This window comes from Microbacterium rhizophilum (assembly GCF_039605615.1).
Lineage (GTDB): Bacteria > Actinomycetota > Actinomycetes > Actinomycetales > Microbacteriaceae > Microbacterium > Microbacterium rhizophilus.
Map to the genome: position 1 here is coordinate 72,547 of NZ_JBCNUN010000009.1, position 20,959 is coordinate 93,505.

The following is a 20,959-nucleotide window of genomic DNA, read 5'->3' on the forward strand; positions in this document are numbered from 1 at the left end:
AGCGGATCGCCGTCTCCCGCGGGATTCCGCGGATCCCGGCGCGACACGCCCGGGTTGCCATGGGGTGGCCGGGGGTGGCAGAATAGACAAGTTCCACATTTCCGCGCGCGCTCCCATGGAGGACTGCGCGGGATCACTGCCAGGGCAGTGCACAGACCGAGTCTGGGCCGCGGGCAGGAGAACGAAATCACACACCACTGCGCAGGGTCCTTCTCTGCGCGCGTGGACTGACATGTGAACACTGGCCCGAAGGGTTTCCGGAGGGTACGTGCGTCCAATGCCCCTGAGGTACGACGCGTGAAGAGAGATGAGCAGACAAATGGCGGGACAGAAGATCCGCATTCGCCTGAAGTCGTATGACCACGAGGTCATCGACTCGTCGGCGCGCAAGATCGTCGACACGGTCACCCGCGCGGGTGCCACGGTCGTCGGCCCGGTGCCGCTGCCGACGGAGAAGAACGTGATCGCCGTGATCCGTTCGCCCCACAAGTACAAGGACAGCCGCGAGCACTTCGAGATGCGCACGCACAAGCGCCTCATCGACATCGTGGACCCGACGCCGAAGGCCGTCGACTCGCTCATGCGACTCGACCTCCCGGCGGACGTCAACATCGAGATCAAGCTCTAAGGGCGGGTATCGACATGGCTGACATCAACAACAAGATTTCGAAGGGCCTGCTGGGCACCAAGCTCGGCATGACCCAGGTCTGGAACGAGAACGGCAAGCTCATCCCCGTCACGGTGATCGAGCTCGCGCCGAACGTGGTCACCCAGGTCCGCACGGCTGAGAAGGACGGCTACGCAGCCATCCAGATCGCCGCCGGCGCGATCGACCCGCGCAAGGTCAACAAGCCGCTCTCGGGCCACTTCGAGGCCGCGGGCGTCACGCCCCGTCGTCACCTCGCGGAGATCCGCACCGCTGACGCCGCCGAGTACGCGCTCGGTCAGGAGCTCACGGTCGACGGCACCTTCGAGGCCGGCCAGCTCGTCGACGTCGTCGGCACGAGCAAGGGCAAGGGCACCGCGGGTGTCATGAAGCGCCACAACTTCAAGGGCGTCTCGGCTTCGCACGGTGCGCACCGCAACCACCGCAAGCCCGGTTCGATCGGCGCATCGTCGACCCCGAGCCGCGTCTTCAAGGGCATGCGCATGGCCGGCCGTATGGGCGCCGAGCGCGTGACCGTCCTCAACCTCACGGTTCACGCCGTCGACGCCGAGAAGGGTCTGCTGCTCGTCAAGGGCGCCGTCCCCGGCGCGCGCGGCCGCACCGTGTACGTCCGCAACGCAGTGAAGGGGGCCTGAGTTAGATGGCTGACTCGACTCTCGTTCTGGACGTCCAGGGCATCGACGGCAAGAAGGCCGGCTCGGTCGAGCTGCCCGCCTCGGTGTTCGACGTCAAGACGAACATCCCGCTGATCCACCAGGTCGTCGTCGCGCAGCTCGCGGCGGCTCGCCAGGGCACCCACTCGACCAAGCGTCGCGGTGAGGTCTCGGGCGCCGGCCGCAAGCCCTTCAAGCAGAAGGGCACGGGTAACGCCCGTCAGGGCTCGATCCGCGCGCCGCACATGACCGGCGGTGGCATCGTCCACGGCCCGAAGCCGCGCGACTACTCGCAGCGCACCCCCAAGAAGATGATCGCCGCCGCCCTCGCGGGCGCGCTCAGCGACCGCTTCCGCGGTGACCGCCTGCACGTCGTCGAGTCCTTCGGCGTGGCCGAGGCCTCGACCAAGGCCGCGGCCGCCTTCCTCGCGAAGGTCGCCCCGACCAAGAACGTGCTCGTCGTGCTCGACCGCGAGGACGACTTCGGCTACCTGAGCGTCCGCAACCTCGGTTACGTGCACGTCCTCATGGCCGACCAGCTGAACGCCTACGACGTGCTCGTCTCGGACGACATCGTCTTCACCAAGGCCGCCATCGACGCGTTCATCGCGGCGAAGGCCGGCACCACTGAGGAGGTCTCCGCATGACCGCCGTCCAGAAGGACCCGCGCGACGTCATCCTGAAGCCGGTCGTCTCGGAGAAGAGCTACGGACTGATCGACGAGGGCAAGTACACGTTCATCGTGGACCCCCGCTCGAACAAGACCGAGATCAAGCTCGCGATCGAGAAGATCTTCGGCGTCCAGGTGGCTTCGGTCAACACGATCAACCGCGTCGGCAAGGCCCGCCGCACCCGCTTCGGCATCGGCAAGCGCAAGGACACCAAGCGCGCCATCGTCACGCTCAAGTCGGGCACCATCGACATCTTCACGGCAGTCGGCTGACGGTCGGGGAGGAAGAGAGAACATGGCTATTCGCAACTACAAGCCCACGACCCCCGGTCGCCGCGGCTCGTCGGTGTCGGACTTCGCTGAGATCACCCGATCGACGCCCGAGAAGTCGCTGCTGCGCCCGCTGAGCAAGACCGGTGGCCGCAACAACCAGGGCCGCATCACCACGCGTCACATCGGTGGTGGCCACAAGCGCCAGTACCGCGTGATCGACTTCCGTCGCAACGACAAGGACGGCGTCGACGCCAAGGTCGCGCACATCGAGTACGACCCGAACCGCACGGCGCGCATCGCGCTGCTGCACTACGTGGACGGCACGAAGCGCTACATCCTCGCGCCGAACAAGCTGTCGCAGGGCGACGTCGTCGAGTCGGGTCCGAACGCGGACATCAAGCCCGGCAACAACCTGCCCCTGCGCAACATCCCGACGGGTACGGTCATCCACGCCATCGAGCTCCGCCCCGGCGGCGGCGCGAAGATGGCTCGTTCGGCGGGCGCCTCGGTGCGTCTCGTCGCGAAGGACGGCCCCTACGCCCAGCTGCGCCTGCCCTCGGGCGAGGTCCGCAACGTCGATGCGCGCTGCCGCGCGACGATCGGCGAGGTCGGCAACGCCGAGCAGTCGAACATCAACTGGGGCAAGGCCGGCCGCAACCGCTGGAAGGGCATCCGCCCGACCGTCCGCGGTGTCGCCATGAACCCGGTCGACCACCCGCACGGTGGTGGTGAGGGCAAGACGTCCGGTGGTCGCCACCCCGTCTCGCCGTGGGGTCAGGCTGAAGGCCGCACCCGTCACGCCAACAAGGAAAGCGACAAGCTCATCGTGCGTCGCCGTAACGCCGGCAAGAAGCGCAAGTAGGAGTAAAGAAGATGCCCCGCAGTCTGAAGAAGGGCCCCTTCGTCGACGAGCACCTGCTTCGCAAGGTCGTCTCGCAGAACGAAGCCGGCACCAAGAACGTCATCAAGACGTGGTCGCGCCGCTCGATGATCATCCCCGCCATGCTGGGACACACCATCGCGGTGCACGACGGTCGCAAGCACATCCCCGTGTTCGTCACGGAGACGCTTGTCGGCCACAAGCTGGGCGAGTTCGCGCCCACCCGCACCTTCCGCGGCCATGAGAAGGACGACAAGAAGGGCCGTCGCCGCTAAGGCGACTGAGGAGGAGAGAGAAATGGTGGAGTCCATCGCACGTGTGCGACACATCCGCGTGACCCCTCAGAAGGCTCGTCGCGTCATCGCGCTCATCAAGGGCAAGCAGGCCGAGGAGGCCCTCGCCATCCTGAAGTTCGCGCCGCAGTCGGCTTCCGAGCCGATCTTCAAGCTTGTGGAGTCGGCCATGGCCAACGCCCAGGTGAAGGCCGACAAGGACGGCGAGTACCTGAACTCGCAGGACCTGTTCGTCAAGAACGCCTACGTGGACGAGGGCACGACGCTGAAGCGTTTCCAGCCCCGTGCGCAGGGCCGCGCGTTCCAGATCAAGAAGCGCACGAGCCACATCACGGTCGTGCTCTCGACGCCGGAGGTCGCTGAGACCGCCGTCGCCGACAACAAGAAGGCGAGCAACTAATGGGTCAGAAGGTCAACCCGTACGGCTTCCGCCTCGGCATCACCACCGATCACGTCTCGCGCTGGTTCGCGGACTCGACGAAGCCGGGTCAGCGTTACGCCGACTACGTGGCCGAGGACATCCGCATCCGCAAGCTGCTGCAGTCGAACCTCGACCGCGCCGGCGTCAGCCGCATCGAGATCGAGCGCACGCGTGACCGCGTCCGCGTCGACATCCACACGGCCCGCCCGGGCATCGTGATCGGTCGTCGTGGCGCGGAGGCCGAGCGCATCCGCGGCGAGCTCGAGAAGCTCACCGGCAAGCAGATCCAGCTGAACATCCTCGAGGTCAAGAACCCCGAGGCCGACGCTCAGCTCGTCGCCCAGGGCGTCGCCGAGCAGCTCAGCGCCCGCGTGGCCTTCCGCCGCGCGATGCGCAAGGGTCTGCAGGGCGCCCAGCGCGCCGGCGCCAAGGGCGTCCGGATCCAGGTCTCGGGTCGTCTCGGCGGCGCCGAGATGAGCCGGTCGGAGTTCTACCGCGAGGGTCGTGTGCCGCTGCACACGCTGCGCGCGAACATCGACTACGGCTTCTACGAGGCCAAGACCACCTTCGGCCGCATCGGCGTGAAGGTCTGGATCTACAAGGGCGACCTCACGAACAAGGAACTCGCGCGCGAGCAGGCCAACATGAAGCCCGCCCGCGACCGCGACCGTGGCGGCCGTCGTGGCCCGCGTCGTGACGACGCTGCCGCGCCTGCCGTGGAAGGAGCTTCGGCGTAATGCTCATCCCCCGCAAGGTCAAGTACCGCAAGCAGCACCACCCCAAGCGGGATGGCGCCGCGACCGGCGGCACCAAGGTCTCCTTCGGTGAGTTCGGCATCCAGGCCCTGACGCCCGCGTACGTGACGAACCGTCAGATCGAGTCCGCTCGTATCGCCATGACGCGTCACATCAAGCGCGGCGGCAAGGTGTGGATCAACATCTACCCCGACCGTCCGCTCACGAAGAAGCCCGCCGAGACCCGCATGGGTTCGGGTAAGGGCTCGCCGGAGTGGTGGGTCGCCAACGTCAAGCCGGGTCGCGTCCTCTTCGAGGTCGCCGGTGTCAACGAGCAGCTCGCTCGCGAGGCCCTGACCCGTGCCATTCACAAGCTGCCTCTGAAGGCACGCATCATCAAGCGCGAGGAGGGCGACGCGTAATGGCGATCGGCACCAAGGAGCTCGCCACGAGCGAGCTCGACACGTTCGAGGACCAGCGCCTCGTCGAGGAGCTGCGCAAGGCCAAGGAAGAGCTGTTCAACCTGCGCTTCCAGTCGGCCACCGGCCAGCTCGAGAGCCACGGCCGCATCCGCGCCGTCAAGCGCGACATCGCGCGGCTCTACACCGTGATCCGCGAGCGCGAGCTGGGCATCCGTGCCACGCCCGCTCCGGTCGAGGCGAAGGCCAAGAAGAGCAAGGCGAAGAAGTCGGACGAGACTCCGGCCGCCGAGGGAGAGGCTGAGTGATGGCCACCGAGAAGAAGGCTGTGGAGCACGCCGAGCACGACGTGCGCGACGCCGACGCCCGTGGTTACCGCAAGTCGGTCCGCGGCTACGTCGTGAGCGACAAGATGGACAAGACGATCGTCGTCGAGGTCGAGGACCGCGTTAAGCACCCCCTCTACGGCAAGGTCATCCGTCGCACGAGCAAGCTCAAGGCGCACGACGAGAACAACACCGCCGGCATCGGCGACCTCGTCCTCATCAACGAGACCCGTCCGCTCAGCGCCACCAAGCGCTGGCGTCTGGTTGAGATCCTGGAGAAGGCCAAGTGATCCAGACTGAGACCCGCCTCAAGGTCGCCGACAACACCGGCGCGAAGGAGCTGCTCACGATCCGCGTCCTCGGTGGTTCGAACCGCCGTTACGCCGGCGTGGGGGACACCATCGTCGCGACGGTCAAGGACGCGATCCCGGGCGGCAACGTCAAGAAGGGCGACGTCGTCAAGGCGGTCGTCGTCCGCACCGTGAAGGAGACGCGCCGCGCTGACGGCTCGTACATCAAGTTCGATGAGAACGCCGCCGTGATCCTGAAGAACGACGGGGAGCCCCGCGGCACCCGCATCTTCGGACCCGTCGGCCGCGAGCTTCGTGACCGCAAGTTCATGAAGATCGTCTCGCTCGCCCCGGAGGTGCTGTAACCCATGGCGAAGATCAAGAAGGGTGACCTGGTCCAGGTCATCACCGGTGCCAAGCAGGACCGCGGCGGAGACCGCGGCAAGCAGGGCAAGGTCCTCGAGGTCATCGACGGCGGCCAGCGTGTCGTCGTCGAGGGCGTCAACTACATCACGAAGCACAACCGGATCGGCCAGACGCAGCGCGGCACGAAGACCGGTGGCATCGAGACGTACGAGGCCCCCATCCACATTTCCAACGTCGCGCTCGTCGACCCCGACTCGAAGAAGCCGACCCGCGTCGGCTTCCGCGTGGAGGAGCAGGTCAAGGACGGCGTCAAGAAGACTGTTCGCGTTCGTGTCGCGAAGAAGTCGGGTAAGGACATCTGACAGTGAGCACCATTGACGCGCAGGCTGGCAAAATCCAGCCGCGCCTGAAGCAGGTCTACCGCGACCAGATCCGCCAGAAGCTGCAGGACGAGTTCGGCTACGACAACGTCATGCAGATTCCCGGCCTGGTCAAGGTCGTCGTCAACACCGGTGTCGGCGAGGCGGCTCGCGACTCCAAGGTCATCGAGGGTGCGGTCGCCGACCTCACCGCGATCACCGGTCAGAAGCCGGTCGTCACCAAGGCCCGGAAGTCGATCGCGCAGTTCAAGCTGCGTGAGGGCCAGGCCATCGGCGCGCACGTCACCCTCCGCGGCGACCGCGCGTGGGAGTTCGTGGACCGCCTGGTCTCGCTCGCTCTGCCCCGCATCCGCGACTTCCGCGGCCTGTCGGGCAAGCAGTTCGACGGCAACGGCAACTACACCTTCGGTCTGCAGGAGCAGTCGGTCTTCCACGAGATCGACCAGGACAAGATCGACCGCGTGCGTGGCTTCGACATCACCGTCGTGACCACCGCCAAGACGGATGACGAGGGTCGCGCTCTGCTGCGTCACCTCGGCTTCCCCTTCCGCACCGAGGACCAGCAGGCCTGAGAGGGCTCACAGGTCGATCTGCGGTAGGATCGAGCGTTTGTGTCCGCCGCCGGGCGGGGATATCCTCCCCGGCCGGCGGCGCCACGAAGGCCCACAACTGAATACGGATCGTTCAGGAAGGTCGTCTGTCGTGTAACGGCAGCCGAAACCTCATGAAAAAAGGACACCTCATATGACCATGACAGACCCGGTCGCAGACATGCTGACCCGTCTGCGCAACGCGAACTCGGCGCACCACGACTCCGTGTCGCTGCCGTCGAGCAAGCTCAAGACGCACATCGCGGAGATCCTCATGCGCGAGGGCTACATCGCGGCGTGGGAGGAGACCGACGCGCGCGTCGGCAAGACCCTCACGATGACGCTCAAGTACGGCCCGAACCGCGAGCGGTCGATCGCCGGCATCAAGCGCGTGTCGAAGCCCGGCCTCCGCGTGTACGCGAAGTCGACCGAGCTCCCCCGCGTGCTCGGCGGTCTCGGCGTCGCCATCCTGTCCACCTCCTCCGGTCTTCTCACCGACCGCCAGGCTGAGCAGAAGGGCGTGGGCGGAGAAGTTCTCGCCTACGTGTGGTGATCTCTCATGTCGCGTATCGGACGTCTTCCCATTGACATCCCCGCCGGCGTCACCGTGACGGTCGACGGGCAGCAGGTTGCCGTGAAGGGCCCCAAGGGCGAGCTGACGCTGGTCGTCGCCAAGCCCCTCGAGGTCAAGGTCGAGGAGAACCAGGTTCTCGTCACCCGCCCCGACGACGAGCGCGAGTCGCGCTCGCTGCACGGGCTCACGCGCACCCTGATCAACAACAACATCATCGGCGTGACCCAGGGCTACACCAAGGGCCTCGAGGTCGTCGGCACCGGTTACCGCGTCGCGCAGAAGGGCTCGTCCGTCGAGTTCGCCCTGGGCTTCTCGCACCCCGTCACCGTCGAGCCGCCGGCCGGCATCACGCTCACCGTCGAGGGCAACAACAAGCTCACGGTGAGCGGCATCGACAAGCAGGCCGTCGGTGAGACCGCCGCCAACATCCGCAAGATCCGCAAGCCTGAGCCGTACAAGGGCAAGGGTGTCCGCTACGCGGGCGAGGTCGTGCGTCGCAAGGCCGGAAAGGCTGGTAAGTAATCATGGCTGTGAAGTCGAAGTCCGCCGCGCGTACGCGCCGCCACGCTCGCCTTCGCAAGAAGGTCGTCGGCACCGAGGTCCGTCCTCGTCTCGTCGTGACCCGTTCGGCCCGCCACGTCTTCGTGCAGCTGGTCGACGACAGCAAGGGCCACACCGTGGCCTCTGCCTCGACGCTCGAAGCCGACCTGCGCGGCTTCGAGGGTGACAAGACCGAGAAGGCCCGCAAGGTCGGCGAGCTCCTCGCCGAGCGCGCCAAGGCCGCCGGTTTCACCGACGTCGTGTTCGACCGCGGTGGCAACCGCTACGCGGGTCGCGTCGCGGCGATCGCCGACGGCGCCCGCGAAGGGGGGCTGAACCTGTGAGTGACAACAAGGAGACCGAAGTGACCACCGAGGCCCCCGAGGCCGGCGCCGAGCAGGCGCAGACCGAGCAGCGCACCGAGCGCGGCGACCGCCGCGGCGGTCGCAACGACCGTGGCCAGGGCCGTGGCGGTCGCGACCGCAACGACCGCGGTGCGGACAACCAGTTCCTCGAGCGCGTCGTCACGATCAACCGCGTGTCGAAGGTCGTGAAGGGCGGTCGTCGCTTCAGCTTCACCGCTCTCGTGGTCGTCGGCGACGGCAACGGCGTGGTCGGTGTCGGCTACGGCAAGGCCCGCGAGGTGCCCCTGGCGATCTCGAAGGGCGTCGAGGACGCGAAGCGCAACTTCTTCCGCGTGCCGCGCTCCGGCGCCACCATCCCGCACCCCGTGCAGGGTGAGGCCGCTGCCGGTGTGGTCATGCTGCGTCCGGCCTCGGCCGGTACCGGTGTCATCGCCGGTGGTCCGGTCCGCGCCGTGCTCGAGTGCGCCGGCATCCACGACGTGCTGTCGAAGTCGCTCGGCTCGTCGAACACGATCAACATCGTGCACGCGACGGTCGAGGCCCTGAAGCAGCTCGAGGAGCCCCGTGCGGTCGCCGCGCGTCGTGGCCTCGAGTTCGACCAGGTCGCCCCGGCACGTCTCGTCCGTGCGGAGGCCGAGGCCGCCGCTGCTGCGAAGGCAGGTGTCTGATGGCCGCTCGTCTGAAGGTGACGCAGGTCAAGTCCAAGGTGAGCGAGAAGCAGAACCAGCGTGACACGCTGCGTTCGCTCGGGCTGAAGCGGATCGGCGACTCGGTCGTCCGTCCCGACGACGCCCAGACGCGCGGCTACGTGCGTGCCGTCGCTCACCTCGTGAATGTTGAGGAGATCGACTGATGGCTGAGAAGAAGGCCACGGCCGAGAAGGCCGACAAGAAGGCCACGACCGAGGCGAAGCGCCCCGGCGTGCTGAAGGTGCACCACCTCCGTCCCGTCCCCGGCGCCAACACCGCCAAGACCCGCGTGGGTCGCGGTGAGGGCTCGAAGGGCAAGACGGCCGGTCGCGGTACGAAGGGCACCAAGGCCCGCTACAGCGTCCGCCCCGGCTTCGAGGGTGGCCAGATGCCGCTGCACATGCGCACGCCGAAGCTGCGCGGCTTCAAGAACCCGTTCCGCGTCGAGTACCAGGTCGTGAACCTGGACAAGCTCGCGGAGCTCTACCCGCAGGGTGGCGACGTGACCGTCGCCGACCTGGTGTCCAAGGGCGCCGTCCGCAAGAACGAGAAGGTCAAGGTCCTCGGCAACGGCGAGATCGCCGTGGCCCTGACCGTCTCGGTGGACAAGGTCTCCGGCTCGGCTGAGCAGAAGATCGTCGCCGCCGGCGGCAGCATCAAGTAATCCGCGCCAAGGGCCCGGGAGCATCCGCTCCCGGGCCCTTGCGTTAGCCTTGAGGTCGATCCCGCCATCGGCGGATCAGCTCATCACCCGGGAGGCACGTCCTTGTTCAGCGCCATCGCGCGGATCTTCCGCACGCCGGATCTTCGGCGGAAGATCGGATTCACCCTCGCGATCATCGCGATCTACCGTTTCGGCGCCCACGTGCCGGCTCCGTTCGTGAACTTCCCGAACGTCCAGAGCTGCATCGACCAGACCTCGGGCACCGACGGCCTCCTCTCGCTCGTCAACCTGTTCTCCGGCGGCGCGCTCCTGCAGCTGTCGATCTTCGCGCTCGGCGTCATGCCGTACATCACGGCGACGATCATCACGCAGCTGCTGCGCGTGGTCATCCCGCACTTCGAGACCCTCTACAAGGAGGGCCAGGCGGGTCAGGCCAAGCTCACGCAGTACACGCGCTACCTGACGATCGCGCTCGCGCTGCTGCAGTCGACCACTCTCGTCACCGTCGCCCGCACCGGTCAGCTGTTCGGCGCGCCCAGCGTGCCCGACTGCAACCAGCTGCTCGTGAACGACGCCTGGTGGGCGCAGCTGCTCATGATCATCACGATGACCGCCGGCACCGGCCTCATCATGTGGTTCGCCGAGCTCGTCACCGAGCGCGGCATCGGCAACGGCATGTCGCTGCTGATCTTCACGTCCATCGCCGCGTCCTTCCCCGGCGCGATGGTGGCGATCATGCAGGCCAAGGGCTTCGAGATCTTCCTGCTCGTCATCGCGGTCGGCATCGTCGTCGTCGCGCTCGTGGTGTACGTCGAGCAGTCGCAGCGCCGGATCCCGGTGCAGTACGCCAAGCGCATGGTCGGCCGTCGCACCTACGGCGGCACCAACACGTACATCCCGATCAAGGTGAACACCGCCGGCGTCGTGCCCGTGATCTTCGCCTCGTCGCTGCTGTACATCCCGGCGCTGATCGCGCAGTTCAACACCCCGACCGACACGGCCCCGCCCGCGTGGGTGACGTGGATCTCCACGTACCTGACCACGGGCGACCACCCGCTGTACATGGCCGTGTACTTCCTGCTGATCATCGGCTTCACGTACTTCTACGTCGCGATCACGTTCAACCCGGTCGAGGTCGCCGACAACATGAAGAAGTACGGCGGTTTCATCCCCGGCATCCGCGCCGGGCGCCCGACGGCCGAGTACCTCGACTACGTCCTCACCCGCATCACGCTCCCCGGTTCGATCTACCTCGGTCTCATCGCCCTGATCCCGCTGATCGCCCTGGCGACCGTGGGCGCCAACCAGAACTTCCCGTTCGGCGGCGCCTCGATCCTGATCATCGTGGGTGTGGGCCTCGAGACCGTGAAGCAGATCGACGCGCAGCTGCAGCAGCGCCACTACGAAGGGCTCCTCCGATGACCTCCACTCGTCTGCTGATCGTCGGCCCCCAGGGTTCGGGCAAGGGCACGCAGGGCGCGCGCATCGCCGAGGCGTTCGGCATCCCCGTGGTCTCCACCGGCGACATCTTCCGCGCCAACATCAAGGAGGGCACCGACCTCGGCCTGCAGGTCAAGGCGATCACCGACGCCGGCGACCTGGTGCCCGACGAGGTGACCTTCGCGATCGTGAAGGACCGGCTGGAGCAGACGGACGCGGCCGAGGGCTTCCTGCTGGACGGCTTCCCGCGCAACGTCGCCCAGGTGGCCCTGCTCGACGAGTTCCTCACCGGCCGCGACGAGGCGCTCGACGCCGTCATCGAGCTGAACGTGCCGCGCGAGGAGAGCCTGAAGCGGATCGCCCTGCGTGCGCAGGAGCAGGGCCGCGCGGACGACACCGAGGCCGCCATCGCGCACCGCCTCGACATCTACGAGCGCGAGACCGCTCCGATCCTCGCCGTGTACCGCACGCGCGAGGTCGTCGACACGATCGACGGCACAGGAGAGCTCGACGAGATCACCGACCGCATCGTCGCCGCGCTCGAGGCCCGCGGCCTGGTGCGCGTCGCAGCCGCGTGATCCGGTGATCTTCCGCAAGTCCATCTACAAGACCCCCGCGCAGCTGCGCGAGATGGTCGAGCCCGGGCTGATCACCGCGGCGGCCCTCGACGCCGTGCGCCCGCTGATCCGCGCCGGCGCGACCACGCTGCAGCTCGACGCCGAGGCGAGCCGCGTGATCGCCGAGCGCGGCGCGCACTCGAACTTCCAGCTGGTGCGCGGCTACCGCCACACGATCTGCGCGTCCGTGAACGATGCCGTGGTGCACGGCATCCCGACCGACGTGCCGCTGCAGCCGGGCGACATCGTCTCGATCGACGCCGGCGCCGAGACCGAGGACGGCTGGAACGGCGACTCCGCGATCACGGTCGTCGTGCCGGATCCCGAGCGTCCGGATGTCGTGGCGCAGCGCGAGGAGCTCTCGCGCGTGACCGAGGGATCCATGTGGGCCGGCATCGCCGCGCTCGCGTCGGCGAAGCGACTGGGCGAGGTCGGCGCCGCGATCCAGGGGTACATCGAGGCGAACCCGCTGTCCTTCAGCGGCGAGCCCGCGGGCATCCTGCGCGAGTACGTCGGCCACGGCATCGGCCGCAGGATGCACGAGGCGCCGTCGATCTTCAACTACCGCACGTCCGACCCGGGCGCCGAGGTGAAGCCGGGCCTGGCCGTGTGCATCGAGCCGATGATGACGTCCGGATCGGACGAGACGTTCATCGAGGACGACGACTGGACCGTCACGACGGTGGACGGCTCGATGGGCTCCCACTGGGAGCACAGCGTCGCGGTGCACGATGACGGCATCTGGGTGCTGACCGCGCCCGACGGCGGCGCCGCCGGCCTCGCGCCGTTCGGCGTCGTGCCGGTGCCGATCGCCTGATCCCTCCGGTTGCCGAGCGAGCGAAGCGACCACCCCGAACCCCACGGAGCGCATCATGATGGCTGGCAGCAACGGCAGGACGAACTGGGTCGCGATCTGGATCTCCGCCGCGGTCGTCGTGGTGCTGGTCGTGATCGGCGTGCTCGTGGTCTGGATGAACAACCAGGCCACGAGCGGGGGAGACGCTCCCCAGGCGGGCAACATCGACGCCGAGACCGGCGCCATCTCGATCGGCGACGGCGATGACGTGCTCAGCGAGTACCTCGACTTCATGTGCCCGGTCTGCAACCAGTTCCACCAGGTGTACGGCGACACGATCCGCGGGCTGATCGACGACGGATCCATCACGTTCGACATCCACCCGATCGCGATCCTCGACGCCAAGTCCCAGGGCACCGAGTACTCCACGCGCGCGGCGAACGCGATGTACTGCGTCGCGGAGGAGTCGGAGGACGCCGTGCTGCCGTTCTACGACCTGCTGTTCGAGAATCAGCCGCAGGAGACGACGCCGGGGCTCACGGACGAGCAGCTGATCGAGTTCGCCGGCCAGGCCGGCGCCGAGGGCGCGGCCGACTGCATCACCGACGGCACGCACTCGCGGTTCGTCAGCATGATCACGGAGAAGACCCCGGTCCCGGAGGGCGCGGGGGGCATCGGCACGCCCACCGTGCTGCTCAACGGCGAGTTCCTGCAGCTCACGGGCGACCCCGAGGCCGACCTCGTCGGCCGCCTCGCGGGTTGAGCGGCGGGGCGCTGGCGCGACACGCCGAAGTTGCCGACACGCCCGGCATCGCCTAACATAGATCTTTGGTGCCTTGCGCCTGATTTCGGCGTGTCGCCGGATCGGCATCCGGCACCGAAACCCCACTCACCGCAGACCGACCGGCCTGCACAAGCAAAGCGAGTCTATGGCGAAGAAAGACGGTGTCATCGAGATCGAGGGTGTGATCACCGAGGCGCTCCCCAACGCGATGTTCCGCGTGGAGCTCACCAACGGTCACAAGGTCCTCGCAACGATCTCCGGAAAGATGCGGCAGAACTACATCCGCATCATCCCCGAGGACCGCGTGGTCGTGGAGCTCAGCCCCTACGACCTCACGCGCGGCCGCATCGTCTACCGCTACCGCTGACCCGCTCTGCTCGGCTCCGGTCGAGAAGTAACGGCTGCGCCCCGCGGCGCAGTACGAAGACAGCGAAAGAAGAATCATGAAGGTCAACCCCAGCGTCAAGCCGATCTGCGACCACTGCAAGGTGATCCGCCGTCACGGCCGCGTCATGGTCATCTGCAAGAGCAACCCGCGCCACAAGCAGCGCCAGGGCTGAACAACTCAACATCGAATAACGGCAGGATCAGAACCCGCTCCGGCGGGGGACACCTCGGGGTGAGGCCCGGGCACCGATCCTGTCCCACACCTCAACAACACTCAGGAGAGTTCGCATGGCACGTCTTGCCGGCGTCGACATCCCGCGCGACAAGCGCGTGGTGATCGCCCTCACGTACATCTACGGCGTTGGACGCACTCGCTCGAGCGAGATCCTCGCCGCCACCGGCATCAGCCCCGAGATCCGGGTCAAGGACCTGAGCGACGACCAGCTCGTCTCGCTCCGCGACCACATCGAGGGCACCTACAAGGTCGAGGGTGATCTCCGTCGCGAGGTCGCCGCCGACATCCGTCGCAAGGTCGAGATCGGCTCGTACGAGGGCCTCCGCCACCGTCGCGGCCTCCCGGTCCGCGGTCAGCGCACCAAGACCAACGCGCGCACGCGCAAGGGTCCCAAGCGCACCGTCGCCGGTAAGAAGAAGGCGCGCTAAGCGCGGGGTTTAGGAGAAGAACATGGCTGCACCCAAGACCGCCGCGCGCAAGCCGCGCCGCAAGGAGAAGAAGAACATCGCTGTGGGCCAGGCCCACATCAAGTCGACGTTCAACAACACGATCGTGTCGATCACCGACCCGACCGGCGCCGTCATCAGCTGGACCTCGGCCGGTGGCGTGGGCTTCAAGGGCTCGCGCAAGTCGACGCCGTACGCCGCCGGCATGGCCGCGGAGTCGGCCGCCCGCCAGGCGCAGGAGCACGGCGTCAAGAAGGTCGACGTCTTCGTGAAGGGCCCGGGTTCGGGTCGCGAGACCGCGATCCGCTCGCTGCAGGCCGCTGGCCTCGAGGTCGGTTCGATCCAGGACGTGACGCCGCAGGCGCACAACGGCTGCCGCCCGCCGAAGCGCCGCCGCGTCTGACGTGACCCCCGCCGGGGCGCACGGCCTCGAGCCCTGCGCCCCGGCGTCTCGTCGTCCCACGGCCGCGCGAGCGCGTCCGTCGAACACAACTCAAGACCTATCCACCGCACGTGTCATATAGCGGGCACGTGATCGAAAGGAACAACCAGTGCTCATTGCACAGCGTCCCACCCTCACCGAGGAGAAGATCTCGGAGTTCCGCAGCCGGTTCGTCGTCGAGCCCCTCGAGCCCGGCTTCGGCTACACCATCGGGAACGCGCTGCGTCGCAGCCTGCTCTCGTCGATCCCCGGCGCGGCGGTGACCAGCATCCGCATCGACGGCGTGCTGCACGAGTTCAGCACCATCCCCGGTGTGAAGGAGGATGTCACCGAGATCATCCTCAACATCAAGCAGCTCGTCGTGTCGAGCGAGCGCGACGAGCCCATCACGGCGTACCTGCGCAAGACGGGCGCCGGCGAGGTCACCGCGGCCGACATCTCGGCCCCGGCCGGTGTCGAGGTGCACAACCCCGAGCTGGTCATCGCGACGCTGAACGACACCGCGAAGTTCGAGCTCGAGCTCACGATCGAGCGTGGCCGCGGCTACGTCTCGGCCGTGCAGAACCGCAACGAGTACGCCGAGGCCGGCCAGATCCCGGTCGACTCGATCTACTCGCCGGTCCTGAAGGTCAGCTACCGCGTCGAGGCGACTCGTGCCGGTGAGCGCACCGACTTCGACAAGCTCGTCCTGGACGTCGAGACCAAGCCGTCGATCAACCCACGCGACGCCGTAGCGTCGGCCGGTCGCACGCTGGTCGAGCTGTTCGGCCTGGCCCGCGAGCTGAACGTCGAGGCCGAGGGCATCGAGATCGGCCCCGCGCCGGTCGAGACCGTGCTCTCGAACGAGCTGTCGATGCCGATCGAGGACCTCGACCTGTCGGTCCGCTCGTACAACTGCCTCAAGCGCGAGGGAATCAACACGGTCAGCGAGCTCGTCGCCCTCTCGGAGACGCAGCTCATGAACATCCGCAACTTCGGACAGAAGTCGGTGGACGAGGTGCGCGACAAGCTCACCTCGCTCGGCCTGTCGCTGAAGGACTCGGTGCCCGGCTTCGACGGCACCGGCTTCTACGGCGGCTACGACGACGAGTCGCTCTGATCCTTCCGACCTTCTGCCTTATTGGAGTAATGAGAAATGCCTAAGCCCACGAAGGGACCCCGCCTCGGAGGCGGCCCCGCCCACGAGCGCCTGATCCTCGCGAACCTCGCCGCGGCGCTGTTCACGCACAAGTCGATCAAGACGACCGAGACCAAGGCCAAGCGCCTGCGTCCGCTCGCCGAGCGCCTGATCACGAAGGCGAAGCGCGGCGACCTGCACGCGCGTCGCAGCGTGCTCTCGGTCATCGGCGACAAGGAGGTCGTGCACGTCCTCTTCGCCGAGATCGCACCGCTCGTCGCGGACCGTGAGGGCGGCTACACCCGCATCACGAAGGTCGGCAACCGCAAGGGCGACAACGCCCCCATGGCCGTCATCGAGCTCGTCCTCGAGCCCGTGACGCCGAAGGCGAAGAAGTCGGCCCCGGCCGCCGCCGCGGCACCGGTCGAGGAGACCCCCGCCGAGGAGGCTCCCGTCGAGGAGGCCGCCGAGGTCGAGGAGACCGAGGTCGTCGAGGAGGCTCCCGCCGAGGAGACCGCCGCTGACGAGGCTCCCGCCGAGGAGGCCCCGGAGGCCGAGGAGAAGTAATTCCCCTCGCACTCAATGGAAGGCCCCGCCGTACGGCGGGGCCTTCCGTCGTCTCCGCTCGTCGCGCGCTTGCGCCGATTCGACTCGCTTCGCTCGCCCGACGGGCAGGCGAGCGGAGGCGCCAACCCGCAGCTCCCGCACTCGCGCCTAGGCTGGAACCGTGACCGATCAGCCCCGCATGAACGTCGAGTCGTTCAACCTCGACCACCGCGCCGTGGCCGCGCCCTACCTGCGCATCGCGGACCGCAAGGTGCTGCCGCACGGCGACGTGATCGTGAAGTACGACGTGCGCTTCGCGCAGCCCAACGTGGCGCACCTCGAGATGCCCGCGATCCACTCGCTCGAGCACCTGTTCGCCGAGAAGAGCCGCAACCACTCCGACCGGGTGATCGACTTCTCGCCGATGGGCTGCCAGACCGGGTTCTACCTGATCCTGCAGGGCGATCACGAGTTCGCCGAGGTCGAGACGCTCGTCGCCGACACGCTGCAGGACATCGTCGAGGCGACCGAGGTTCCCGCGGCGAACGAGGTGCAGTGCGGCTGGGGCGCCAACCACACTCTCACCGGGGCGCAGGACGCCGCACGCGCGTTCCTGGACCGGCGCCCGCAGTGGGGTCGGGTGTTCGCGTGACCTCACGCTCCGCGGTCGTCCTCGTCGCGATGGAGGAGGAGGCCGCGCCCTTCCTCGCGCGCGCGGACGAGGTGAGCGAGCCGGTCCGGATCGGCCGCGCCGTGCATCGCGGCATCGTCGTGGACGGCCGCACCCACGTGCTCGTGCAGACCGGGATCGGCATGGTCAACGGCGCGAACGCCGCCGCGGGCGCGCTGGCCCGCTACGGCGACGACGTGCACCTGATCAGCGCCGGATCGGCCGGGGGGCTCGCGAAGGGCGTCGAGGTCGGCGACGTGATCGTCAGCGACTCCCTGGTCAACGTCGGCGCGGACGCGCGGACCTTCGGCTACGCGCTGGGTCAGGTGCCCGGCATGCCCGTCGCCTACGACGGCGACCCGGAGCTGCGTCGCGCCCTGCTCGCGGCCCGCGTGGGCCTGACGGTGCGCGAGGGATCCGTCGGGTCGGGCGAGGCGTTCGTGACGGCCGAGCTCGCCGCGCGGCTGCGCGAGGACTTCCCGCACCTGCTGGCGGTCGACATGGAGTCGGCCGCGATCGCGCAGGTCGCACACAACCACGGCACGCGGTTCGTGTCGGTGCGCGCGGTCTCCGACCTGTGCGCCCCCGACGGCACGGAGTTCCTCACGCACGTCGACGACGCCGCCGAGCGCTCGGCCCGCCTCGTCGTCGACGCCCTCGCGGCGCTCTGACCCGGACCGTCCCTCCCGCCGAACTAGGCTGGATCCGTGCCCCGGATCCGACTCGACATCGCCTACGACGGCACGCATTTCCGCGGCTGGGCGCGCCAGCCCGGGCTGCGCACCATCCAGGGGACGATCGAGGGGGCGCTCGAGCGGATCATCGGATCCCCCGTCCCGCTGACGGTCGCCGGGCGCACGGATGCCGGCGTGCACGCGACCGGGCAGGTCGCCCACGCCGACCTCGACGACGAGCAGTGGGCGCGCGCGACGCAGCGTCGGCGCGACGTGCCGAACCCGGGCGATCCGGTCGTCCCGCTGGCCCGGCGGATCACGGGCGTGCTCGGGCAGTACGCCGACGTCGCGGTGACGCGCACGTCGACCGCGCCGGAGGGCTTCGACGCGCGCTTCTCGGCCACGTGGCGGCGCTATGCCTACCGGATCGCCGACAGCGTCACGGGCTACGACCCGCTCGAGCGCCTGCGCACCACGACCGTGCGCGCCGACCTCGAGGTCGACGCGATGCACGAGGCGGCGCAGCGGCTGATCGGCCTGCACGACTTCGCGGCGTACTGCAAGCCGCGGCCGGAGGCGACGACCATCCGCACGCTGCTGGAGTACGACTGGCACCGCGACGAGCACGGCATCCTGATCGCGAACGTCCGCGCCGACGCCTTCTGCCACTCGATGGTGCGGGCGCTCGTGGGCGCGTGCGTCGCCGCGGGGGAGGGCAGGCTCGCCCCCGAGCACCTGGTGGCGATCCGGGATGCGCGCATCCGCACGAGCGAGTTCAAGGTGCTCGCCGCGCGCGGGCTGACTCTCACCGAGGTCGGATACCCTGCCGACGAGCTGCAGGCCGCCCGAGCGGAGCAGACGCGCAAGCGGCGCGGCGTCGATGACTGATCACGCGCGCGTGACGACAAGGAGCTGGATGATCGCCGACGCCCTCAGGCCGAGCCGATGGTTCGCGACGCCGCAGGCCGGCGTGCGACCGGAGATCCAGGCACTGCGCGCGATCGCCGTGATGCTCGTCGTGCTCTACCATCTGTGGCCCGGGCGGCTGCCCGGTGGCTACGCCGGCGTCGATGTGTTCTTCGTCATCTCGGGCTATCTCATCACCGCGCACCTGCTGCGCGAAGTCGAGCGCACGGGCAGCGTCGCGCTGCCGGCGTTCTGGGCGCGACGGGCCCGTCGCCTGCTGCCTGCGGCGCTGCTGGTGGTGGTCGTCTCCGCCGTCGGCACGCTGCTGTTCGCTCCGCCGACGTTCTGGTCGGACTTCTTCAAGCAGATGGGCGGCGCGGTCTTCTATGTGGAGAACTGGCTGCTCGCCGCCGACGCCGTCGACTACCTCGCGGCCGAGAACAACGCGTCGCCCGTGCAGCACTACTGGTCGCTCTCGGCGGAGGAGCAGTTCTATCTCGTCTGGCCGCTGCTGATCCTGCTGGCGATCTGGATCGCGCGCCGTCACGCGCGGCCCCACCGGGCGATCCTGATGACGCTCGGCGTGGTCACCACGGCGTCTCTTGCGCTGTCGATCGTGCTCACCGCCGTGCTGCCGAGCGCGGCGTACTTCATCACTCCTACGCGCGCATGGGAATTCGGCATGGGCGGGCTGCTCGTGTTCGCGCCGGCGGCCGCGTCGGCAGGCGTCCGGATGACGATCGCCTGGGCGGGTGCGATCGGCATCGTCGCGACGGGCCTGCTCTACAGCAGCGAGACGCCCTTCCCCGGATGGCAGGCGCTGCTGCCCGTGCTCGCTACCGCCGCGGTCATCTGGGCCGGCACCACCACGACGCGCGGCTCCTTCGCGCACCTGGCCCGGTTCCGTCCTGTGCAGTACGTCGGCGACGTGTCGTACTCCGTGTATCTGTGGCACTGGCCGCCGATCGTGCTGCTGCCCTACGTGCTGGGCCGCGACCTCGGGTTCTGGGAGCTGTGCGGCGTGCTCGTGCTGTCGATCGTGCTGGCGGACCTGACCAAGCGGTTCGTCGAGGACCCGGCACGCAAGGCGCCGGCGTTGGCTTCTCGCGCGCCGCGGGTCACGCTGCTGGCGGCGGCGGCGGCGATGGCCGTGGCGGTGATCGTGCCGGCGGGTGGCTGGCTCACGGCGAGCGCCGACAGCCAGGCCGCGGCCGCCGAGGTCCAGAAGTTCGACCCGACGGCGCAGTGCGTCGGGGCGGATGCCCTGCTCGACCCGTCGTGCGCGGACGTCGAGCCGGTCCCGGCCGATGAGCTGGTGCCCGCCGTGTCAGCCCTGAAGGATGACACGGCCGACGCGTATGCCTGCTATACGCAGGATCCGACAGTCGGCGATCTCAAGACGTGCGCGTACGGATCGAAGGCGAAGGACGCAACTCGGGTAGCGCTGGTGGGCGACTCGCACGCGGCGACGCTGATTCCCGCACTGAAGCCGCATCTCTTGGAGCGCAACTGGCGGCTCAACACCTATGTGGGAAGAGGATGCACCTGGACGACCTCGGATGCAGATCAGGGATGCGCCCAATATCGCGACAAGCTCGCCGCGGCCTTGACTCGCTACGACATCGTGCTCACCACGACCGTGCGGGCCACGGGAGCGGAGACGGCGGACGCCGCGGCGAGGCGCGCGGCAGCCTGGAGCGCCGCGATCGATGCCGGAGTCGAGGTCGTGGCCATCGCCGACAACCCCACCGTGCTCGACGACATGGTGGACTGCGTCGCGCAGCACCCAGACGAGGCCGCAGCAGGCACAGAGTGCGTCATGCCGCCGAAGCGCGCCGCGGAGCCCGCCGACCCGATCCGGGCCGCCGCTGACCTCGAGCCCCGTGCCGGCCTCGTCGATATGACCGACGCCTACTGCCGCGCGGACGGGTGCCCGATGGTGGCCGGCGGTGTCGTGGTGTATCGCGATGCTCATCACCTCACCGTCACCTATGCGCGCTCTGCCGCGCCGGTCATGCTGGAGCGTATCGACGAGGCCCTCAGCGAGGCCGGATGACGACTGTCAACCCCAACGGCGGGTCCGGGAGCGCCGCGTAGGGTGAGGG

Annotated in this window: 34 protein-coding genes; all 34 read left to right on the forward strand. The window is 68.3% G+C overall.

Features of this window, described 5'->3' with window-relative positions; translation table 11 throughout:
* Positions 1 to 319 precede the first annotated feature (319 nt).
* The 34 genes from rpsJ (at position 320) to AAD528_RS14175 (ending at position 20,910) form a co-directional block, all read left to right on the forward strand.
* Positions 320 to 628, forward strand: coding sequence for a 30S ribosomal protein S10 (gene rpsJ / locus AAD528_RS14010; RefSeq protein ID WP_106816553.1), 309 nt, complete (start codon positions 320 to 322; stop codon positions 626 to 628).
* A 14-nt stretch (positions 629 to 642) separates the two neighbouring features.
* Positions 643 to 1,302: a 50S ribosomal protein L3 gene (rplC, locus tag AAD528_RS14015; protein ID WP_345752703.1), complete on the forward strand. Its 660-nt coding sequence runs from the start codon at positions 643 to 645 to the stop codon at positions 1,300 to 1,302.
* Positions 1,303 to 1,307: 5 nt separating this feature from the next.
* Positions 1,308 to 1,967 (forward strand): 50S ribosomal protein L4, encoded by a 660-nt coding sequence (gene rplD / locus AAD528_RS14020; protein WP_345752704.1) that lies wholly within the window; start codon positions 1,308 to 1,310, stop codon positions 1,965 to 1,967.
* Complete coding sequence (rplW, locus tag AAD528_RS14025; protein WP_203136339.1) at positions 1,964 to 2,263, forward strand: 50S ribosomal protein L23; 300 nt, start codon at positions 1,964 to 1,966, stop codon at positions 2,261 to 2,263. The genes rplD and rplW overlap by 4 nt, the downstream gene beginning before the upstream one ends.
* Positions 2,264 to 2,285: 22 nt before the next feature.
* Positions 2,286 to 3,125, forward strand: a complete 840-nt coding sequence (gene rplB / locus AAD528_RS14030) for a 50S ribosomal protein L2 (protein ID WP_345752705.1) — start codon at positions 2,286 to 2,288, stop codon at positions 3,123 to 3,125.
* A gap of 11 nt (positions 3,126 to 3,136) precedes the next feature.
* Positions 3,137 to 3,418 (forward strand): 30S ribosomal protein S19, encoded by a 282-nt coding sequence (rpsS, locus tag AAD528_RS14035; protein WP_055992152.1) that lies wholly within the window; start codon positions 3,137 to 3,139, stop codon positions 3,416 to 3,418.
* A 22-nt stretch (positions 3,419 to 3,440) separates the two neighbouring features.
* A complete protein-coding gene (rplV, locus tag AAD528_RS14040) occupies positions 3,441 to 3,836 on the forward strand; it encodes a 50S ribosomal protein L22 (protein ID WP_345752706.1) in 396 nt (131 codons plus the stop codon).
* A complete protein-coding gene (gene rpsC, locus AAD528_RS14045; protein ID WP_345752707.1) occupies positions 3,836 to 4,594 on the forward strand; it encodes a 30S ribosomal protein S3 in 759 nt (252 codons plus the stop codon). The genes rplV and rpsC overlap by 1 nt, the downstream gene beginning before the upstream one ends.
* Positions 4,594 to 5,013: a 50S ribosomal protein L16 gene (rplP, locus tag AAD528_RS14050; protein ID WP_055992161.1), complete on the forward strand. Its 420-nt coding sequence runs from the start codon at positions 4,594 to 4,596 to the stop codon at positions 5,011 to 5,013. The genes rpsC and rplP overlap by 1 nt, the downstream gene beginning before the upstream one ends.
* On the forward strand, positions 5,013 to 5,318 hold the full coding sequence (rpmC, locus tag AAD528_RS14055; RefSeq protein WP_345752708.1) for a 50S ribosomal protein L29: 306 nt from the start codon (positions 5,013 to 5,015) through the stop codon (positions 5,316 to 5,318). Before rplP ends, rpmC begins: the two co-directional genes overlap by 1 nt.
* A complete protein-coding gene (gene rpsQ, locus AAD528_RS14060) occupies positions 5,318 to 5,626 on the forward strand; it encodes a 30S ribosomal protein S17 (protein WP_135114775.1) in 309 nt (102 codons plus the stop codon). The genes rpmC and rpsQ overlap by 1 nt, the downstream gene beginning before the upstream one ends.
* A complete protein-coding gene (rplN, locus tag AAD528_RS14065; RefSeq protein WP_345752709.1) occupies positions 5,623 to 5,991 on the forward strand; it encodes a 50S ribosomal protein L14 in 369 nt (122 codons plus the stop codon). The genes rpsQ and rplN overlap by 4 nt, the downstream gene beginning before the upstream one ends.
* Positions 5,992 to 5,994: 3 nt before the next feature.
* Complete coding sequence (rplX, locus tag AAD528_RS14070) at positions 5,995 to 6,354, forward strand: 50S ribosomal protein L24 (RefSeq protein ID WP_135114773.1); 360 nt, start codon at positions 5,995 to 5,997, stop codon at positions 6,352 to 6,354.
* Between the two features lie 2 nt (positions 6,355 to 6,356).
* Positions 6,357 to 6,944: a 50S ribosomal protein L5 gene (rplE, locus tag AAD528_RS14075; protein WP_345752710.1), complete on the forward strand. Its 588-nt coding sequence runs from the start codon at positions 6,357 to 6,359 to the stop codon at positions 6,942 to 6,944.
* Positions 6,945 to 7,116: 172 nt separating this feature from the next.
* Positions 7,117 to 7,515, forward strand: coding sequence for a 30S ribosomal protein S8 (gene rpsH, locus AAD528_RS14080; protein ID WP_345752711.1), 399 nt, complete (start codon positions 7,117 to 7,119; stop codon positions 7,513 to 7,515).
* A 6-nt stretch (positions 7,516 to 7,521) separates the two neighbouring features.
* Complete coding sequence (gene rplF / locus AAD528_RS14085; protein WP_345752712.1) at positions 7,522 to 8,058, forward strand: 50S ribosomal protein L6; 537 nt, start codon at positions 7,522 to 7,524, stop codon at positions 8,056 to 8,058.
* A gap of 2 nt (positions 8,059 to 8,060) precedes the next feature.
* Positions 8,061 to 8,420 carry a 50S ribosomal protein L18 gene (rplR, locus tag AAD528_RS14090; protein ID WP_345752713.1) on the forward strand — a complete coding sequence of 120 codons (360 nt, stop codon included), beginning with the start codon at positions 8,061 to 8,063 and terminating at the stop codon, positions 8,418 to 8,420.
* Complete coding sequence (gene rpsE, locus AAD528_RS14095) at positions 8,417 to 9,109, forward strand: 30S ribosomal protein S5 (protein WP_375339630.1); 693 nt, start codon at positions 8,417 to 8,419, stop codon at positions 9,107 to 9,109. Before rplR ends, rpsE begins: the two co-directional genes overlap by 4 nt.
* On the forward strand, positions 9,109 to 9,294 hold the full coding sequence (gene rpmD / locus AAD528_RS14100) for a 50S ribosomal protein L30 (RefSeq protein ID WP_342337646.1): 186 nt from the start codon (positions 9,109 to 9,111) through the stop codon (positions 9,292 to 9,294). Before rpsE ends, rpmD begins: the two co-directional genes overlap by 1 nt.
* Positions 9,294 to 9,794, forward strand: a complete 501-nt coding sequence (rplO, locus tag AAD528_RS14105; protein ID WP_345752715.1) for a 50S ribosomal protein L15 — start codon at positions 9,294 to 9,296, stop codon at positions 9,792 to 9,794. Before rpmD ends, rplO begins: the two co-directional genes overlap by 1 nt.
* A 102-nt stretch (positions 9,795 to 9,896) precedes the next feature.
* Positions 9,897 to 11,216, forward strand: a complete 1,320-nt coding sequence (gene secY, locus AAD528_RS14110; protein WP_345752716.1) for a preprotein translocase subunit SecY — start codon at positions 9,897 to 9,899, stop codon at positions 11,214 to 11,216.
* Positions 11,213 to 11,812, forward strand: coding sequence for an adenylate kinase (locus AAD528_RS14115; protein ID WP_345752717.1), 600 nt, complete (start codon positions 11,213 to 11,215; stop codon positions 11,810 to 11,812). The genes secY and AAD528_RS14115 overlap by 4 nt, the downstream gene beginning before the upstream one ends.
* 4 nt (positions 11,813 to 11,816) lie before the next feature.
* Positions 11,817 to 12,668, forward strand: a complete 852-nt coding sequence (gene map, locus AAD528_RS14120) for a type I methionyl aminopeptidase (RefSeq protein ID WP_345752718.1) — start codon at positions 11,817 to 11,819, stop codon at positions 12,666 to 12,668.
* 55 nt (positions 12,669 to 12,723) lie between these two features.
* Positions 12,724 to 13,410 carry a DsbA family protein gene (locus AAD528_RS14125; protein ID WP_345752719.1) on the forward strand — a complete coding sequence of 229 codons (687 nt, stop codon included), beginning with the start codon at positions 12,724 to 12,726 and terminating at the stop codon, positions 13,408 to 13,410.
* Positions 13,411 to 13,576: 166 nt separating this feature from the next.
* The gene (gene infA / locus AAD528_RS14130) at positions 13,577 to 13,798 is read left to right on the forward strand and encodes a translation initiation factor IF-1 (protein WP_055992200.1); all 222 of its coding nucleotides are present in this window, start codon (positions 13,577 to 13,579) and stop codon (positions 13,796 to 13,798) included.
* Positions 13,799 to 13,874: 76 nt separating this feature from the next.
* Positions 13,875 to 13,991, forward strand: a complete 117-nt coding sequence (rpmJ, locus tag AAD528_RS14135; RefSeq protein ID WP_005050492.1) for a 50S ribosomal protein L36 — start codon at positions 13,875 to 13,877, stop codon at positions 13,989 to 13,991.
* A 115-nt stretch (positions 13,992 to 14,106) separates the two neighbouring features.
* Positions 14,107 to 14,481, forward strand: coding sequence for a 30S ribosomal protein S13 (gene rpsM / locus AAD528_RS14140; RefSeq protein WP_345752720.1), 375 nt, complete (start codon positions 14,107 to 14,109; stop codon positions 14,479 to 14,481).
* 22 nt (positions 14,482 to 14,503) lie between these two features.
* Positions 14,504 to 14,902 (forward strand): 30S ribosomal protein S11, encoded by a 399-nt coding sequence (gene rpsK, locus AAD528_RS14145; protein ID WP_135114761.1) that lies wholly within the window; start codon positions 14,504 to 14,506, stop codon positions 14,900 to 14,902.
* Positions 14,903 to 15,050: 148 nt separating this feature from the next.
* A complete protein-coding gene (locus tag AAD528_RS14150) occupies positions 15,051 to 16,040 on the forward strand; it encodes a DNA-directed RNA polymerase subunit alpha (RefSeq protein ID WP_345752721.1) in 990 nt (329 codons plus the stop codon).
* Positions 16,041 to 16,076: 36 nt separating this feature from the next.
* Positions 16,077 to 16,625 carry a 50S ribosomal protein L17 gene (gene rplQ / locus AAD528_RS14155; protein WP_345752722.1) on the forward strand — a complete coding sequence of 183 codons (549 nt, stop codon included), beginning with the start codon at positions 16,077 to 16,079 and terminating at the stop codon, positions 16,623 to 16,625.
* 160 nt (positions 16,626 to 16,785) lie between these two features.
* Positions 16,786 to 17,256 carry an S-ribosylhomocysteine lyase gene (locus AAD528_RS14160; RefSeq protein ID WP_345752723.1) on the forward strand — a complete coding sequence of 157 codons (471 nt, stop codon included), beginning with the start codon at positions 16,786 to 16,788 and terminating at the stop codon, positions 17,254 to 17,256.
* Positions 17,253 to 17,945 (forward strand): 5'-methylthioadenosine/S-adenosylhomocysteine nucleosidase, encoded by a 693-nt coding sequence (gene mtnN, locus AAD528_RS14165; RefSeq protein WP_345752724.1) that lies wholly within the window; start codon positions 17,253 to 17,255, stop codon positions 17,943 to 17,945. Before AAD528_RS14160 ends, mtnN begins: the two co-directional genes overlap by 4 nt.
* Positions 17,946 to 17,981: 36 nt before the next feature.
* Positions 17,982 to 18,836: a tRNA pseudouridine(38-40) synthase TruA gene (gene truA, locus AAD528_RS14170; protein WP_345752725.1), complete on the forward strand. Its 855-nt coding sequence runs from the start codon at positions 17,982 to 17,984 to the stop codon at positions 18,834 to 18,836.
* Positions 18,837 to 18,864: 28 nt separating this feature from the next.
* The gene (locus AAD528_RS14175; RefSeq protein WP_345752726.1) at positions 18,865 to 20,910 is read left to right on the forward strand and encodes an acyltransferase family protein; all 2,046 of its coding nucleotides are present in this window, start codon (positions 18,865 to 18,867) and stop codon (positions 20,908 to 20,910) included.
* The last annotated feature ends 49 nt before the right edge of the window (positions 20,911 to 20,959 follow it).

Excerpts from the sequence above, each read along its gene's own strand:
- rpsJ (WP_106816553.1), top strand. The coding sequence starts at position 320 with ATGGCGGGACAGAAGATCCGCATTCGCCTGAAGTCGTATGACCACGAG.
- rplC (WP_345752703.1), top strand. The coding sequence starts at position 643 with ATGGCTGACATCAACAACAAGATTTCGAAGGGCCTGCTGGGCACCAAG.
- rplD (WP_345752704.1), top strand. The coding sequence starts at position 1,308 with ATGGCTGACTCGACTCTCGTTCTGGACGTCCAGGGCATCGACGGCAAG.
- rplW (WP_203136339.1), top strand. The coding sequence starts at position 1,964 with ATGACCGCCGTCCAGAAGGACCCGCGCGACGTCATCCTGAAGCCGGTC.
- rplB (WP_345752705.1), top strand. The coding sequence starts at position 2,286 with ATGGCTATTCGCAACTACAAGCCCACGACCCCCGGTCGCCGCGGCTCG.
- rpsS (WP_055992152.1), top strand. The coding sequence starts at position 3,137 with ATGCCCCGCAGTCTGAAGAAGGGCCCCTTCGTCGACGAGCACCTGCTT.
- rplV (WP_345752706.1), top strand. The coding sequence starts at position 3,441 with ATGGTGGAGTCCATCGCACGTGTGCGACACATCCGCGTGACCCCTCAG.
- rpsC (WP_345752707.1), top strand. The coding sequence starts at position 3,836 with ATGGGTCAGAAGGTCAACCCGTACGGCTTCCGCCTCGGCATCACCACC.
- rplP (WP_055992161.1), top strand. The coding sequence starts at position 4,594 with ATGCTCATCCCCCGCAAGGTCAAGTACCGCAAGCAGCACCACCCCAAG.
- rpmC (WP_345752708.1), top strand. The coding sequence starts at position 5,013 with ATGGCGATCGGCACCAAGGAGCTCGCCACGAGCGAGCTCGACACGTTC.
- rpsQ (WP_135114775.1), top strand. The coding sequence starts at position 5,318 with ATGGCCACCGAGAAGAAGGCTGTGGAGCACGCCGAGCACGACGTGCGC.
- rplX (WP_135114773.1), top strand. The coding sequence starts at position 5,995 with ATGGCGAAGATCAAGAAGGGTGACCTGGTCCAGGTCATCACCGGTGCC.
- rpsH (WP_345752711.1), top strand. The coding sequence starts at position 7,117 with ATGACCATGACAGACCCGGTCGCAGACATGCTGACCCGTCTGCGCAAC.
- rplF (WP_345752712.1), top strand. The coding sequence starts at position 7,522 with ATGTCGCGTATCGGACGTCTTCCCATTGACATCCCCGCCGGCGTCACC.
- rplR (WP_345752713.1), top strand. The coding sequence starts at position 8,061 with ATGGCTGTGAAGTCGAAGTCCGCCGCGCGTACGCGCCGCCACGCTCGC.
- rpmD (WP_342337646.1), top strand. The coding sequence starts at position 9,109 with ATGGCCGCTCGTCTGAAGGTGACGCAGGTCAAGTCCAAGGTGAGCGAG.
- rplO (WP_345752715.1), top strand. The coding sequence starts at position 9,294 with ATGGCTGAGAAGAAGGCCACGGCCGAGAAGGCCGACAAGAAGGCCACG.
- AAD528_RS14115 (WP_345752717.1), top strand. The coding sequence starts at position 11,213 with ATGACCTCCACTCGTCTGCTGATCGTCGGCCCCCAGGGTTCGGGCAAG.
- AAD528_RS14125 (WP_345752719.1), top strand. The coding sequence starts at position 12,724 with ATGATGGCTGGCAGCAACGGCAGGACGAACTGGGTCGCGATCTGGATC.
- infA (WP_055992200.1), top strand. The coding sequence starts at position 13,577 with ATGGCGAAGAAAGACGGTGTCATCGAGATCGAGGGTGTGATCACCGAG.
- rpmJ (WP_005050492.1), top strand. The coding sequence starts at position 13,875 with ATGAAGGTCAACCCCAGCGTCAAGCCGATCTGCGACCACTGCAAGGTG.
- rpsM (WP_345752720.1), top strand. The coding sequence starts at position 14,107 with ATGGCACGTCTTGCCGGCGTCGACATCCCGCGCGACAAGCGCGTGGTG.
- rpsK (WP_135114761.1), top strand. The coding sequence starts at position 14,504 with ATGGCTGCACCCAAGACCGCCGCGCGCAAGCCGCGCCGCAAGGAGAAG.
- rplQ (WP_345752722.1), top strand. The coding sequence starts at position 16,077 with ATGCCTAAGCCCACGAAGGGACCCCGCCTCGGAGGCGGCCCCGCCCAC.
- AAD528_RS14175 (WP_345752726.1), top strand. The coding sequence starts at position 18,865 with ATGATCGCCGACGCCCTCAGGCCGAGCCGATGGTTCGCGACGCCGCAG.